Source organism: Corynebacterium gottingense (genome assembly GCF_002285125.1).
GTDB lineage: Bacteria > Actinomycetota > Actinomycetes > Mycobacteriales > Mycobacteriaceae > Corynebacterium > Corynebacterium gottingense.
Genome location: NZ_NSGN01000003.1, coordinates 38,966 through 54,372, shown reverse-complemented (window position 1 = coordinate 54,372; position 15,407 = coordinate 38,966). Strand labels below are relative to the sequence as shown.

11 protein-coding genes and 1 tRNA gene are annotated in these 15,407 nt (G+C 62.3%); 7 read left to right on the top strand and 5 right to left on the bottom strand.

Annotated features, from left to right (window positions below; genetic code table 11):
• Positions 1–2,550, top strand: a complete 2,550-nt coding sequence (locus CKJ82_RS03855; RefSeq protein ID WP_095537104.1) for an ABC transporter permease — start codon at positions 1–3, stop codon at positions 2,548–2,550.
• Here CKJ82_RS03855 and CKJ82_RS03850 read toward each other — a convergent pair.
• The gene (locus CKJ82_RS03850) at positions 2,534–3,235 is read right to left on the bottom strand and encodes a hypothetical protein (RefSeq protein WP_240510671.1); all 702 of its coding nucleotides are present in this window, start codon (positions 3,233–3,235) and stop codon (positions 2,534–2,536) included. The two genes, CKJ82_RS03855 and CKJ82_RS03850, sit on opposite strands and share 17 nt — an antisense overlap.
• 56 nt (positions 3,236–3,291) lie before the next feature.
• The gene (locus CKJ82_RS03845) at positions 3,292–3,789 is read right to left on the bottom strand and encodes a PPA1309 family protein (protein WP_095537249.1); all 498 of its coding nucleotides are present in this window, start codon (positions 3,787–3,789) and stop codon (positions 3,292–3,294) included.
• Positions 3,790–3,968: 179 nt separating this feature from the next.
• On the opposite strand from CKJ82_RS03845, the gene CKJ82_RS03840 reads away from it, so the two are divergent.
• Positions 3,969–6,872, top strand: coding sequence for a UPF0182 family protein (locus tag CKJ82_RS03840; RefSeq protein WP_240510689.1), 2,904 nt, complete (start codon positions 3,969–3,971; stop codon positions 6,870–6,872).
• Positions 6,873–6,876: 4 nt separating this feature from the next.
• Here CKJ82_RS03840 and CKJ82_RS03835 read toward each other — a convergent pair whose 3' ends face one another.
• A complete protein-coding gene (locus tag CKJ82_RS03835) occupies positions 6,877–7,353 on the bottom strand; it encodes a hypothetical protein (protein WP_095537102.1) in 477 nt (158 codons plus the stop codon).
• A gap of 238 nt (positions 7,354–7,591) precedes the next feature.
• Here CKJ82_RS03835 and CKJ82_RS03830 point away from each other — a divergent pair.
• Positions 7,592–7,665 (top strand) — tRNA-Met (locus tag CKJ82_RS03830).
• Between the two features lie 524 nt (positions 7,666–8,189).
• On the opposite strand, the gene CKJ82_RS03825 is transcribed toward CKJ82_RS03830, so the two are convergent.
• On the bottom strand, positions 8,190–8,717 hold the full coding sequence (locus CKJ82_RS03825) for a hypothetical protein (RefSeq protein ID WP_095537101.1): 528 nt from the start codon (positions 8,715–8,717) through the stop codon (positions 8,190–8,192).
• 117 nt (positions 8,718–8,834) lie between these two features.
• On the opposite strand from CKJ82_RS03825, the gene CKJ82_RS03820 reads away from it, so the two are divergent.
• The 4 genes from CKJ82_RS03820 (at position 8,835) to CKJ82_RS03805 (ending at position 12,461) form a co-directional block, all read left to right on the top strand.
• Positions 8,835–9,893 carry a DUF4192 domain-containing protein gene (locus CKJ82_RS03820; protein ID WP_095537100.1) on the top strand — a complete coding sequence of 353 codons (1,059 nt, stop codon included), beginning with the start codon at positions 8,835–8,837 and terminating at the stop codon, positions 9,891–9,893.
• A complete protein-coding gene (locus tag CKJ82_RS03815; RefSeq protein ID WP_095537099.1) occupies positions 9,890–11,059 on the top strand; it encodes a DUF4192 family protein in 1,170 nt (389 codons plus the stop codon). The genes CKJ82_RS03820 and CKJ82_RS03815 overlap by 4 nt, the downstream gene beginning before the upstream one ends.
• A 191-nt stretch (positions 11,060–11,250) precedes the next feature.
• A complete protein-coding gene (locus CKJ82_RS03810) occupies positions 11,251–11,814 on the top strand; it encodes an antirestriction protein ArdA (protein ID WP_165765372.1) in 564 nt (187 codons plus the stop codon).
• A 71-nt stretch (positions 11,815–11,885) separates the two neighbouring features.
• The gene (locus tag CKJ82_RS03805) at positions 11,886–12,461 is read left to right on the top strand and encodes a hypothetical protein (RefSeq protein WP_095537097.1); all 576 of its coding nucleotides are present in this window, start codon (positions 11,886–11,888) and stop codon (positions 12,459–12,461) included.
• A gap of 67 nt (positions 12,462–12,528) precedes the next feature.
• Here CKJ82_RS03805 and CKJ82_RS11990 read toward each other — a convergent pair whose 3' ends face one another.
• On the bottom strand, positions 12,529–15,399 hold the full coding sequence (locus tag CKJ82_RS11990; RefSeq protein WP_338063596.1) for a DNA methyltransferase: 2,871 nt from the start codon (positions 15,397–15,399) through the stop codon (positions 12,529–12,531).
• Between the last annotated feature and the right edge of the window lie 8 nt (positions 15,400–15,407).

Sequence of the window (15,407 nt, the reverse complement as noted above, 5' to 3'; positions counted from 1 at the left end):
ATGGCACGCAACGCAATGCGCACCGTTTCGCTGCGCACCATCGCGCAACACAGGCTTCGGCTCGGGCTCACCGTGCTCGCGGTCATTTTGGGAACGGCGTTTGTTTCCGGTTCGTTCATGTTCACCACCTCGCTGTCGAACACGTTCGACGCGGCGGTCAACAACGTCTACCGCGGCGTGGATGTCGGCGTAGGGGACGGCGTAGGGGACCAGGACGGGGATGGCCCTCCACTTGACGCGAGCATGCGCGACCGGCTTGCGCAGGACTCGCTGGTGCGCGAGGTCAACGTGCTGAGCCCGCAACCCGTGGTGATTGCAAACGAAGACGCTGTGGCGTATCAAACGCAAGGCGACACCTCGGAGGTGATCGCGTACTACCCGCCGGAGCAGACTGTGGGCGGGGAGAACGCGCTTGTGCAAGGTCGCGCGCCACGCGGCGCGGGCGAAGTCCTGGTAAGCGAATCTGCCGTCGAGGACTACGGTATTGGGCTCGGTGATCGGCTTATCCTGGTGCACCCGGAACATCGCGACACGGTCACCGTCGTGGGGGTGTCTACCCCCGCGTCGCAGCTTGGCGACGACATCACGATCAGCATGGCCGCGCCCGCCTTCCTTGACGTGTACGGCGACCCTATGCAGCTGAAGCTCTCCGCTGCCGAAGGCACCACGGCAGAGGAACTTGCGCAGCACCTCAGCAGCACCTACGACGTGGAAGCAGAGACCGGCGAGGCGCTTGCGGACGCGGCCCGCGAGGAGATGGCGTTCGCGCTGACAGCGATCCGCTACCTGCTCATTGCCTTCGGCCTGATTGCGTTGCTGGTCGGCACGTTCATCATCGCCAACACGTTCTCTATGATCGTCGCCCAGCGCACCAAGGAGTTTGCGCTGCTGCGTGCGCTGGGGGCCTCGCAGCCGCAGGTCGTCGGCTCGGTGGTGGTGGAATCCGCCATAGTGGGTGTCTTCGGCTCGCTGGTTGGTGTTGCTACCGGTATTGGGCTGGTCGCGCTGATCAAAGCAGTCATGGGCACCCAGGGCATGCCGTTTGAGCCGGGCCTTGGGCTCAGCCCCGCGGCCATCATCGTTCCGCTGGTGCTTGGCGTGCTGGTCACGACGCTCTCCGCCTATGCCCCGGCCCGGCGTGCGGGCTCGGTGCAGCCAGTCGAAGCGATGCGTGGTACCGACGCAGATGCGCCCGGTTCGTTGCGCCGCAGGACGATCGCAGGGGTGGTGCTCGCCGTCGTTGGCATTGCGGCGGCGAGCGCCGGGGCGATTATCGACGCCTCGACGAACCCCCGCGTCACCGCCGTCGGTATTGGTGCAGCGTGTCTGATTGTTGGCGTGTACTTGGCGGGCCCGGCACTGTCTTCGGTTGTCGTCCCTGGTCTTGGCAAGGTCGTTGGTGCGCCCTTCGGAGCGGTTGGTTCCCTCGCGGGGACAAATACGCACCGCAATCCGCGTCGCACTGCTGCGACCGCGTTCGCGCTGATCCTGGGCGTTGCGTTGGTGACGGTCATCGGCATGCTGGGGGCGACGATGAAGGCCTCACTGCAGGACGATATCGCCGACCACATCAGCGCTGACTACGTGCTCACAGGCCCCGTCAACGGTAACTTCCCGGCACCGAGCGACACTGTCGCCATGACCGAGGGCGTTGACGGCATCGATGCGCGTGTGACCGTCGGCGCGGTCCCGGCCACCGTCGGCGGGCAGTCTTCATTGGAGGAGCAAGCCCAGCTGACCATGACGGTCGATGCTGATCCGACCCAGGTGTTCGCCCTCGAGTTGAAAGACGGAGACCAAAATATTGCCGGAGGGTTCCTTGCAGACGAGGAGTTGGCCACCGAGCAAGGCTGGAAGGTTGGCCGTGCATACGAGGTCGCAGGTCCTATCCCCGGGATGACGGCGCAGGCGACGCTGCGGGGGATTTACGAGCCGACTGAGGTTGCGACGCGGATCCTGCTCGACGCCGAGGTGGCGGACCAAGTTGCACCACCCGAGGCGCAGCTTGTGCGCATGGTCGGCATCGTGGCTGAGGACGGCGCGGACCGTGACGCGATGCGTGAGGACCTCGAGGCCGCGGTGCGCGACGCGGTGGTGCTCCAGGTGATGACGGGCGACGAGTATGCCGCGCAGCTGGCTGGCAAGATCGACCAGATGCTCGCCGTGCTCTACGGGCTGCTCGCGCTGGCCGTGATCATTGCGGTGCTGGGCATCATCAACACGCTGACGCTTGGTGTCATTGAGCGACGCAAAGAGATCGGCATGCTGCGAGCGGTGGGCACGCAACGTCGACAGGTGCGCACGATGATCACGCTGGAATCGGTGCAGATCGCTGTCTTCGGCGCGTTCGCCGGGGTGGTGCTGGGCCTTGGTTTGGGTGTGGCGTTTATTGCCACGTTGGCAGACGAGGGGTTTGACAGTCCCCAGGTGCCCTGGGCACTCGTGGGCGTGATGCTCGTTGGTTCGGCGGGTGTGGGCGTGATCGCGGCGCTGTGGCCATCGCAGCACGCGGCGAAAACCCCGCCGCTTGACGCTATCGCTGCGTCGTAGTCGCAGCCGCCGACGTGCGCGTCGTGGACGCGGGGGAGTCCGCGGCGGTCTCGCCCTCGGCCTCCACGTCAGCCAGGCCCAGCTTCTCGATGCGCTCGCGCGGATCCTCCTGCTCAGAGGACACCAGCTGCTGCATCACTTGGCCGCGCTTATTGTCCACCACCGTGATGATCGCGGAGGTGCCCAGCGTGGACCAACCGACGATGCGCTCGCCGTCATCTTCCACGATCCGCGAGGACCGCAGCTCCGTGAGCAGCTGCGTCGTCGACGCCGCCTTCGCCTCGGAATCGAAGAATTGGAACTGTCCGATCTCCGCGCCGGAGCAGTCGTAGGAGCCGCTCACCCCAGTTGCCGAGCACGTATCCAGCTGCGCGAACAGCGACTCCGGCGCCAGCCCGGCGAAGGAATCGGTCACTTCCTGCACCGTCTTGTCTTTCGCAGAAGTGCTTGTCGACGCCCGCGTGCCCGATTCCTTCGACGTGCTCGACGCTGAACTTTCAGTGCTCCCAGTGCTTTCCGCCGTGGAACTCGTCGCGCTGCTGGACGGCGCCTCGCTCTGCGCCGTCTCGGTCTCTTCCGGTGCCGGTGCTGCTGTAGTGCTCGTCTCGTCGTCCCCGTTCCCGCACGCGGTCAGTGCGAGTGAGGCGGCGAGGAGAGCGGGGACAAGAGTGCGGCGGTGCGTCACGGGTAGGCTCCTTATTTCCTGTGCGTATGGGTAACGATAGTACGTGAGCGCTCGACCTAGGTCAGCTCGTCGGGGTCCTGCGCGAGGCTGTAGCGCAGCGCGGCGATCACGTTCGGGGCGACGTTGGGCCCGCCGCGCAGCTCGATCTCGTCCTGGGCGAACATGCCGCGTTCCTCCAGTTCTTCCTCAGTAAGCCGCATCTGCAGGAGAGTCTGCTCGATGTCGTCGTCGCGCAGCACGCCGGAGAAGAGGCGCGCGGGGCGCGGCTGGGCGTCCGGCCCGGCGGAAGTGTCGCGGAAGATGATTTCCTGGGCGAGGACGACGCCCTCGACCTGCTCGGGCCAGGCGACGCGCGCGACGTAGTCGGCCAGCTCATCGCTACCGGGGCGGATGTGCTCCGGCAGCTCCTGCACAACCAGGGTGAGGGGGGAGTGGTCGGCGTCGTCGGTGAGTTGAGACAGCTCGTCGATAAGCAACTGCGAGGGGACCAGCGCAAAGAGTGAGGGCGGTGCGTCCCAGCCCTCCGCGTGGACGAACTCCACAGCTTCCGTCATGGCTTTGTTCAGGGCCTGCTGTGAGCTGAAGTGACGCTGCACGGGAACCTTTCTGGCTGTCGAATCGTTGAAACTTTAAGCTAGAAGCTTAATACGCACGTAAAGACTATTTCGAAGGAGCAGGATTGGCTACCCGCGTCAACCAGCCTCAACCCAGCGCGAAAAAGTCGAACCGTACGCTGCTGACGGCGGTCATCGTCGTTGGCGCAATTTTTACCCTCGTGCCCATGCTGGTCGGTCTGTACACCGACTTCCTGTGGTTCGGGGAACTCGACTTCCGCGGTGTGTTTAACCGGGTGATTATTGCCCGCATTGTTTTGTTCGTCATTTTTGCGCTGATTGGCGGCGGTGTCGCGTACGCGGCGGCCCTGCTGGCCTGGCGGGGGAGACCGGCGGGTGCGCCCACGGCGGATCCGTTCTCGCCGTCCGCGCAGTACCGCGAGACGATTCAGCAGGGCATTCGTTCCCTGCTCTTCGTCGTGCCGCTGGTCGTCGCCGTCCTGTCGGGCCTGGCGGGGCAGCGGATGTGGCGCACGTTCCTGCTGTGGTTCAACGGCTCCGATTTCGGAGTGTCCGACCCGCAGTACGGCAAGGACCTCGGCTTTTACGCATTCGCGCTGCCAGGTCTTTCCGCCATCGTGGGCACGCTGAGCATGCTGCTTATCGTCGCGTTTCTCATCGCCCTCGTTGCGCACTACCTGCTGGGCGGGATCCGCATTGGCAACCGTGCGTCGGGGCAGCGCGGCTTCGTCTCCAAGGCGGCGCGCGTGCAGCTGGCGTTCACTGCCGGTCTGTGGATGCTGCTCAAGGCCGTGAGCTACTGGATGGAGCGCTACTTCCTGCTCTACGGGCAAAACGACATTTTCACGGGCGCGTCGTATACCTCTATTAACGCGATGCTGCCCGCCAAGATGATCCTCACCGTTATCGCGGTCATCGTCGCCGCGGCGTTCTTCGCGTCGGTGGTGTACAAGGACTTCCGCATCCCGGTGCTGGCCACCGTGCTGATGCTGGTGTCCTCGCTGGTGATTGGCAACGTCTGGCCGGCCCTGCTTGAGCAGTTCTCGGTGAAGCCGAACCGCCAGGCCAAGGAGCGCGAGTACATCGGCCGCAACATCGAGTCCACCCGTTTCGCCTACGGGCTGACGGACGACACGGTGACGTACGAGGACAACTGGGGCTCGGACAACGTCTCCAACAATGAGGTCGCGGACGATTGGTCCACTATCAGCAACATCCGCCTGCTGGACCCGGACGTGCTTTCGCCCACGTTCACCCAGAACCAGCAGCTGCGCAACTTCTACGGCTTCCCGGATCAGCTGGCCATGGACCGCTACCAGGTCGACGGGGAGATGCGCGACTTTGTCGTCGCCGCGCGCGAGATGGATCCGAACGCCCTGCGTGAGAACCAGCGCGACTGGATCAACCGCCACACGGTGTACACGCACGGCAACGGGTTCGTGGCCGCGCAGGCGAACACCGTGGACGAGGCAGCGCAGGACGCCGGCTCGACCCGCGGCGGTCTGCCCATCTTTACGGTCTCGGACCTGCAGTCCAACGCGAAGGCGGCGGAGAAGAAGGACGCCGAGGAGCTGGGCATCCGCGTTGACGAGCCCCGCATTTACTACGGCCCCGTGATCTCCAGCGCCGAGGATGGGCTGGACTACGCGATCGTGGGCGACAACGGGCAGGGCCCGGTGGAGTATGACACGGACAATTCCACCTACACCTACGAGGGTGAGGGCGGCGTGAACATTGGCAACTGGTTCAACCGCGCTGCGTACGCGGTGAAGTACCAGGAGCTGAACATGATCCTGTCGGACCGCGTGGGCGGCAACTCCAAGCTGCTCTACGACCGCGACCCGCGCGAGCGTGTGGAGAAGGTCGCGCCGTGGCTGACCACGGACTCCAAGACCTACCCCGCAGTGATCGACGGGCGAGTGAAGTGGATCGTGGACGGCTACACCACGCTGTCGCAGCTGCCGTACTCCACGAACACGTCGCTGCAGGACACCACGCAGGACGCGTTGAACCCGGACGGGACCACGCAGCGCCTGGTGAACAACAACCTGGGCTACATCCGTAACTCGGTGAAGGCGACGGTGGACGCGTACGACGGCTCCGTCGACCTCTACCAATTCGACGAAGAAGATCCCGTGCTCAAGGCCTGGATGGGTGTCTTCCCGGACACCGTGCACCCGAGCGGCGAGATGAGCGACGACCTGCGTGACCACCTCCGTTACCCGGAGGACCTGTTCAAGGTGCAGCGCGAACTGCTGGCCCGCTACCACGTGGACGACCCGGGCGTGTTCTTCAACAACGACGCCTTCTGGTCTGTGCCCAACGACCCGACCGCGCCGGAGGGCCGTCAGGAGCTGAACCAGCCGCCGTACTACGTTGTGGCCGCTGACCCGGAGACCAACGAGTCCTCCTTCCAGCTGATCACCCCGTACCGCGGCCTGAACCGCGAGTTCCTGTCGGCGCACATGTCGGTGTCCTCGAACCCGGAGACGTACGGCAACATCACGGTCCGCGTGCTGCCGACCAATACGCAGACGCAGGGCCCGAAGCAGGCGCAGGACGCGCTGATGTCCTCCGACCAGGTCGCGCGTGACCGTACGCTGTGGGAGGGTTCGAACGACCTGAAGAACGGTAACCTGCTCACCCTGCCGGTGGGCAGTGGCGAGATCCTCTACGTCGAGCCGATCTACTCCAAGCGCAAGGACCAGGAGTCCGCGTTCCCGAAGTTGCTGCGCGTGCTCGTGTTCTACCGCGGCCAGGTTGGCTACGCGCCGACGATCTCCCAGGCCCTGAAGCAGGTTGGCATTGATTCCAAGGCTGCGCAGGACATCGAGCTTGTCGACGAAGGCGCGGCCGACAACCAGGACGCCGAGGCCCCCGCCGAGCAGCCGCAGGAAGGCGACAGCAAGGCGCCTGCCCCGGGCAACAAGGACGAGGCGATGCAGGGCATCAACGACGCCCTGCGCAACCTCGAGGGTGCCCGCGACGGCTCCTTCGAGGAGTACGGCCGAGCCCTCGACGAGCTGGATCGCGCCGTGGAGGCGTACCAGAGCGCGCAGTAGTCGCTTACCCTAGCGGGTTGCGGACCAGGAGCCGGTCGATCTGCTCACGCAGATCCTCCGGTGCCGGGCGAAGAAAATCGCCGGGCTTCTCCTGGTCCGCTTCGTCGTTCTCGGGGCCCGGCCCGCCCGGATCCACCATGGCCGCCTCCGTGAGGTCGAGCAGCCTGCCCAGCCGCGCCAGGTTGAGTTGGTACGCGCCATCCAGCGCCGGCTCGTCCACGTCGCGGACCCAGCCGGTTTCTTTGAACAGTGGGATGTGCGTGGCGACGATGTTCGCCCTGGCGAACCCGCCCTTCGCCCCCGGAGGCCCGAGCCGGGTAATGAGTCCGGTGCGGCCGGGACGGATCGTTCCGTCGAGTTCGAGCGTCGGCTCGTCGGAATCGTCGGCGAGGAAAGCGAGGGTGCCGAGGATGTTCCGCTCCTTTGGTAGGAGCGAGGGGATCTCAACACAGTAGATTGCGGCTCGAAGTAATTCTCCCAAGGGCGCCTCCTGACGTCGTGTGACTGGATGGAGTGCAATCGTATCGCCCGGCCCGGACACGGCACCGGGTCGGTTCGAACTGGTGAACGAACCTGAGCGTGGTGGGCGTGCGTTGGGCAAGCCGTATGAATCTCACGATTATGGGTTCTGCCCAGGGGATTTGGCCTTTGGCAAAGTGATCAGTATAGTTACTTCACGTTGCCGATACGGCAGCAGGTGAAAAGAAAATATCACCCGACGCGGGGTGGAGCAGCTCGGTAGCTCGCTGGGCTCATAACCCAGAGGTCGTTGGTTCGAATCCAGCCCCCGCTACTAAGTGCCTGGCCAGAGGATATTTCCTCTGGCCAGGTTTTCTTTTTGCGAGACACCGTCTCGATAAACGTCCCTATAGCTGCACGGGTTCTGTACAGCGTCTCGCTAGAGCAGATTGGTACCCCGGAGCAAAAGCGTCCCGATAGCGACCTGCAGAGGCTTCGCGTGCAGTCGGGGGTGCTGCCCGACGCGGGCGCGGCACACCCCTGCTTCAGGGGTGTGCTTGGTTCACTACGGGCTGCGAAGGCCGGCATCTCCCCGGTGGGAACGACAGCAGGCGTGATGCCGGCCTTCGCTCAGCACGGGTGGGGCAGGCCTTGTGCCGCAAAACCACATGTGTTGATGCGTGGTGTGGATTTGCAGCCGTGTTTGCGCAGGTCGCATTTTCAAATCCACATCGCAATCACGCCAAGCGTGGATTTCGCCTAAAATTGGTGACGCGCCTCACATCAGTGCGGCCGCAGCTGAAGAAAGGCCCATTTCTATGAATAAAAATGGGCCTTTCTTCATATATAGGACACACGCTAGCTGTCTGAGCTCTGTCCATCCTGTTTCGTCGTGCGCTTGGTGGTTTTCTTCGCGGCGTCCTTCTTGTAGCGCTTCGCTGCACCACGCTTGCGGGCCTCGGATCGCGCCTTTGCACCAGCGTTGTACTCCCGCAGTGCCTCTAACACGTCGTTGTCCTTGGCAATGTCCTTGGATTTGTCCCACGAAGCCTGTACATCGGCAATCTCTTGCATCACGCCATCGCGAAACGACGCTGCTTCAGTCAAGAACGCATCATGCTCAGCACCTGCGTAGTCTTCGTCATTGTCGGATTCGATGATCGTGGACGGAGAGTCGTAGAGGTACTCCAACAACATCGGCAGGCTGTCGCGGTGTCTTTTCCACATTGCTGTGTACTCGTTCTTACGCTCACGCGAGACGTTCTTTCGAGACTTGACTGCCTGTTGAGCCTTGTTGATGAGCGCTTCAATCTGCTCAGGCGTGAGCTTGTCGAAGTCAATATCAGGCGTACCCGGGTTGTCGGGAGTGTTTGCTGAGTCTGTCATATGTGCACTGTAAACCAGTTTCCGTGCTGTTGTGCACATACCCGCACCAAAAGGTGCGGACGAGTGTGGGCGTGGCTGATGTAAGCCAACCCCCCGACACTCGTGTGAGGAGACATCATGGAGCAGCAACCTATTTCGACCCCGGGCGATGTAATCGCCTTAATCCCCGGCTTACTCGGGTTCTACCCGCAAGAATCGCTGGTGGTGCTGTGCTTCAACCGCGACGGCGGCTATGTGGAGACCGGCCCTGCAATGCGCCTTGACCTCGACCAGGTCACAGAAGACGCATTTGGTGAGCGCTTTGCACGCATCACCGGCGACTACAACGTGGTGCTCGGCGTCATCATCACCCGCCACCGCCACCACCCGGTCGTGCTCAACGCACTGGATCACCTGTACGTCGCCTACGTTGATGAGCTCATCGACGCTATCTGGTCTGTGCCCGATGTTGCCGAAGGCGAGCGCTACCACCTTGAGTACGGCCAGCAGCCGTCGATGGTGGATGACCCGCGCTTTTATGAAGGCGACGTCGCAAGCATCATGGCCTCGCCTGCAATGGCACAGCTTGCACAACACGGCGTGCTGCCGGAGCTGAGCCGCGAGGACATCATGGGCTACTTTGCGCTCGCCACGCACCGCGAATCGCGCTACGACCAGGTTGCCGCCGACGCCAAGCTGCACGGCAGTGAGGTGCTTCACACCTGGGCAAACGGTATCCACGACCCTGCCCGTGCGCTGGTGGCACAAGCGATGCTCACCATCGAAACAGCACAGCCTGCAATGGTTGTGCCCGCGCAGATCCCCGATCCGCTGGCGCTACTCGGCACCGACGAGCTGACCGCCTTTGTGGCGTGTCTGACCAGCAGCAAACTGCGCGACGCGCTGATTACCGTCGTGCTCGACAACCCGCAGCGTGCAAGCCAGATCCTGCTTGCTGTCGCTACCTGCTTCGACGGTGTGGTGCGTGCCAACGCGCTGTGCCTGTGGTCCATGCTGGCCACCAACGAAGACTTGGCAGGGCTAGCGCGTGCCGCACTCGATGCTGCGGTGGACACCGAGCCAGAGCATAGGCTGACGCGCCTGTTGGACAAGATCATGGCGCACGGGCTGAGCAGACAGCTGCTCAATAGCGCCGCTGACGGGGCGAATATGACCCTGCAGGAGCTTGGCCTATGACCGGGCCAGCTGTGCCACAGCGGTTCTTCCCAGGCCGGATGATCGCGCAGATCCCAGGCATGTTCGCCTATTTCCCACGCGATGCCTTAGTGCTGGTCGGCCTGGACTGGCTAGACGATGCGCTACAACCCGTTGAGCTGGCGTATGTCGGCCTAGAGCAGGTGTTGCGCCAAAACTGGCAGCACGCGATGTTTCGCGACCTGCGCAGACTGCCTCACGTCTTCGCCGTGATCGTGACCCCGCATCGTGAGACGCAGCAGGTCGATGACATCACCGAGCACGCCTATGTGGCCCAAGTGCTGGGCACCAACCTCATCGAGGCGTGCTGGCACGTGGCAGACATCGCCCACGGCGAGCCATTCTCGCTGGTGTTCGCCACACCAGGGCTATTGGGCTACGACGTGCGCAGACCGCCTGTGATGTTCGGGTCGGTGGCCGACCCGGAAGACAACGACCACATGCGCCTGCTACACAACTGTGGCGTGCGCCCAGCGGCGAACTTCGCGACGTTTGCCGGCTACTGGGAGTACTCCGAGGACTTAGCAGCGCTGACAGGCGTGCACAGCAAAGCAGCCTCACAAGAGTTCGCCACCGCCAACGCCGTGGTGGATGTGGCAACCAGCGCGCTGCGCAGGGCACACCGGGCGCTGATGGACCTCAACGACGGCAACGCTGACCGCGCTGTCGATCTGGTCTACGCCGCCCGTGACGTGCTGCGCAGTGCTGTGGCCAGCGAGCTGATCGAGCCGACACACTCATGCCCGCAGATCGTGCTGGTCGATGACCCGCATGAGCTTGAAGTGCTCATCGCGGCACTGAGCGTGAGCAAGATCAGCGACTGCCTGATCACCGAAGCGCTCGACCACCCGCAGCAAGCCGCAGGGCTGTTGATGCACGTCGCAAAGACCACACACGGCGAGGCCAGAGCGCACGCCCTGGGCATGTGGGCGCTTATCGCGCTGCAGGAGGGTATTACCCCTTGGGCGCTGCAGGCACTGCGCCAAGCAAGCGCTGAGATGCCCTCCTACACGCCTGCACGGGTGATTGGAGAGCTGTTGCGCCAAGGACACAGCCACGAGGTCATCTCGCGGGCTCACAGCGGCTCACAGCGCGCCTGGGCCGAGCTCTTGCTGCCACCAGATGCGATGCACTGGCGACGCACATAGGAAACCCGCCCTGGGGACACCAGGGCGGGCCCGCAGCCAGGGAGCGCTAGGCGCGAAGTTCTGGGGGATGAACTTCATCGGGGGGGTGCCACGCTGCCCGGGGAGGTCGATGAGCAGGTCGCTCAACCCGGCTGCAGCCATGAATGTACTGGACAACCACACACCCCGCACGACAACAGGAGAAAGATACTATGACCAGCAACAACACCAACCGCCCACAGGTCTGGGTGGGATGTTTAGCCTGCTACAACGACGGCCGTTTAGTCGGTGAATGGATCGACGCCGAGGATGCCGAGGACATCACCATCGACAGCCTGCACGACTACCTACCAGCGACGCTGCGCACGCAGGTCGAGCGAGACAGCGCGCATGACGAGCTGTGGTGCTTCGATACCAACAACATGCCCCGAAGCGGCGAGATGCAGCCTATGGACGCTGCCATGTGGGGTCGGGCCTACGTCGAACTCAGCGATGATTCGCTGTGGCCTGCGTATATGCGCTGGTGCTACGACGTCATGGATGCATCCGAGCCGCCAGAGGTAGCACGCTTTATGCAGGCCTACCAGGGCGAATACGGCTCATTTGCCGACTTTGGCTGGGAGCAATACTGCGAGCTCAAGCCCACCGAGGGCATGACCGACGAGCAGGAGCGCTACTTTGACTACGAGCAGTGGCTGCGCGATCTGGAGATGGACTACCACGTGCTTCCCACCATGAGGGTGGGGAGCGTGTGGGTCTTTGACGCGGTGGTATAACGCTTGCACAGCTTGCTGACAGTGTGTTTACTGACGGTGTACAGATTTCACTGGATCTAAGGAGCGGCGCAATGCCCAACCCTCAAGAACTCAACCGCCTGCTGCGTGACCTGCAGAACCTGCTTCCACAAATCGCTGGCGCTATCGTCGCGGTCATCACCGTCATCGTGATGATCGTGCAGGCAATCAACCCATCTCTTCCCGAGGGTGACAAACCCCAGAACCCAGGCCCCAGCATTGACAACGCTGCTCCGAAAGAAGAGTCGATGTGGGACCTGTGCGGTAGGACCTGGAACCTGCTGAGCCCGGCTGAGGTCGGCGTCAACGGCAAGACCTTCAAGAACGGAGTTGTGTCGACCGGCCGCGATGGCGCCCCATCTGGGATCGAATGCATCGTCGACAAGAAGTACAGTGCTGTTTCCTTCACTCTCACACGTGATGAACTGCACTACGTCAACGATGACGCAGAGGTAGAGGCCATCATCTACCTCAACGGTGCCGAGTCCCGTAAGTACACGCTACGTAAGGGCCAGGAGACCCAGGTCACCCTCCCACTTAATGGTGCATCCAGCTTCGCTATCTACTTCGAGGGTGGCGAAAACGACGGTAAGGGTGCCGCAGCCTACGGCTTCAAGTTCTACCGCTAACCCGTAGCCCCAGGCACGTCAGAGCAGTAACCCCGTGAGGAACAACCTCACGGGGTTTCGTTTTGCCCTACACGTCCCGCGTCAGAGCAGCGTAGTTTTCGAACAACAGCTCCTGGCGCTGCCGCTCAGTCGTGAGCTTGCGCGGTGCACCAAACGCCTTGTCCACCTCACGGTCGAGGGCGTCATGCGCCTTGATCAACTCTGGGTCCATCGCCAACGGGTTGTAGTGGTCAGCAAGCGAGCGCTCTGGGTGCTGTGCACGCACTTCAAGTACGCCCTTACCGGCCTTAATGATGCGCTCGCGCTGGTCATCAGTCAGCGACGGCACCGGGAAGGTGTACCAGGTCAATGTCGAGCTAAACCGCAGGTCAGACTTGATACGCCCACCGATCGTACGCTGCCATTCGATGAACATGGACGAGCTGATGAGCCCAAACTGCAGACCGTCGGGGTCAGCCAAGACAAAATTGGCATTGCCACAGATCACATCCGGTGAGTTGTGCTGTACCAGCCAATACAGGCGTTGTTCACCGACATGACATGGGATTGCTACATAATCGGTGAGCGGGCGATTCGGGTTTGGCCTGAACCGGTGTGGCATCTGCCTCAACTTGTAGGCGTCGCCGGTGGCAGGGCTACCCTCACGGAATTTACGGCACCCTTCAATCCGATTTTGCAGCTCCGGGGACCGGCCAATGTCAGCGGGATCGAAGTCATCCTCAGTCCAGATGCACCACCTGTCCGTGTTGTGCACTAGCTCCTTGGCCCCGATGAATTTACGCACGTATTTCATCGCGACCGCATCAGCTAGCGGGCGCGGCACTCCAGCTTTGGGGGCTAGAAAGTTGTTGTCTGCAGGTTTCGAGCCATAAGCAGCCTTGTTCACAACCGTCGAGAGTGGCTTTGAACGCTTGCTCACGATCACATTAACGCCATCCACCAGGTAAGCATTCACCCCGGTCTCCACTCTCACCGGCAAAGCGTCCCCGTTAACCTGCGGGTAATCCCACAGCTGCTGCTTTATGCCACGGTTACGGGTGAAGCCCACAATCACGCAGTGCACAGCAGCCTTGCCCGGTGCCTCAGAGTCCCACGCGAAGGTTCGGTGCGCGAATTTGATACGCCAGCCTTCACGCTGCAGGGGGCCAAACAGTGCAGGCACCGGCTGTCCTTGCGTAATCGAGTTCGTTGTCACGTAGGCAAACTCGCCCTGGCGGTGCTTGAGTACCTGCATCGACTGCGCGTGCCAACCGGTGACGTAGTCCAAATAGCCGTCGTAGTCCTTGCCCCAGACACGCTTCATGTCGGCCTTCTGCTCATCAGTCTTGGTGTACTGACCAATGAACGGAGGGTTACCAAACAGGTACGTCATCGGCGCGTCTGGCAGCGCCACAGCCCAATCCATGGCCAGCGCATTGCCGTGATGAATGTGCGCCGAAATCGAGATAGGCAGGCGATCTGGCGCCATGCCGATACGCGCGGCAAGCTCGACGTTGGCCTGGTGGTCCACCAAGAACATCGCTGTCTCAGCGATGCGTGCAGGCCACCAATTCAGCTCGAACCCATGGAACTGGCCGATGGAGAGCTTCTGCTCCATCGCCACGTCCATCACGGCAGTTTCATGGCCCTGCAGCTCACGGATCGCAACGATCACGTCAGTCTCGATTTTGCGCAGCTCACGGTAGGCGACCACCAAGAAGTTGCCCGAACCACACGCGGGGTCACAGAAGATGTAGGAGGCCAACCTGTCCTGGAAAGCACGCAGCTGCTTCACCCTCGCACTTGCAGTGCCTTTCAGGGCAATCAGCCTGTCAGCCTCGGCGCGGAACTCGTCCAAGAACAGCGGCTCAAGCACCTTGAGGATGTTTTTCTCGGACGTGTAGTGCTCACCATCTGAGCGACGGGCTTCCTTGGATTTCACCAGCTGGAACAGGGAGCCAAAGATTGCAGGTGAGATGCGCGACCAGTCAAAGTGCGTCGCCACACGCAACGCCTCGTACATTTGCTCGTTGAAAAACTGCGTCGGCAGGGTGTCTTCGAACAGGTGGCCGTTGACGTAGGGGAATTCCGCCAGCAGCGCAGACACATTGCGCCTGCGCTCAACAGGGGTGTTGAGCACTGCAAACAGTGCTTGCAGCTGGGCGCCTAAGTTGGCGGCGTTGCACTCTTCCTCGACATAGCGGGTGAACATCCCCGCCTCGAACAGGCCAGCATCCTCTGCGAACAGGCAAAACAGGATGCGTGACAGGAAGGAAGACGTTTCATAGACAGCCACGTCCTCGTCCTGCATCGTTGTGGGCGCTTCGTCGCCAACTTCCTCATCCACCTCATCGCCCACCATGGCGGTGAACAGATTGGTCATGAGCTTCGATGCCTGGACAGAGGCTTCGACCTGCTCTTGGTAGGTGACCGTGTCGTAGCCCGCCAAGAACTTGAGGTAGTCCACATGCTCAGGTAGCTCAGCCAGCGGGAACTCCACGTCGAACTTCTCGCCCGAGAGCCTGATGACGCGTAAGTGCTCGAAGTTGTGGCACAGGATGTAGCGGGGCATCTCGCTTTGGGTGACAGAGCCGCCAGCGAGGTAATCGAGCACCTGGGTATAGGCCTTCTCTAGCGGCACACCTGGGCTTTTGGCCTCACCGATGACCACTGAGGGCTGGAAGAGGTCAATGCGCCCCAGACCACGGCTAGAGGCCTTCTGGGCGTATCGCTCGTAGATCGCAGTGACAGTGGCATCGATGCCGAAGCACGAGTACAACTCCTGCCAGAACGGCTGGGCGTACTGCTGCTCGACATTGGCTTGCACCACATCCGTGTTCGAGAGGATCTCGTGCCAGCGGTGGGCAAAGCCCTGCAGGTTGGACTGAATCTGCGTGCGCGAAAGGCGCGTTTCACCTTGGGTTACCACCCAAGGGAGTTTAGTGGATTGCGCAGGCATTTTCGCTC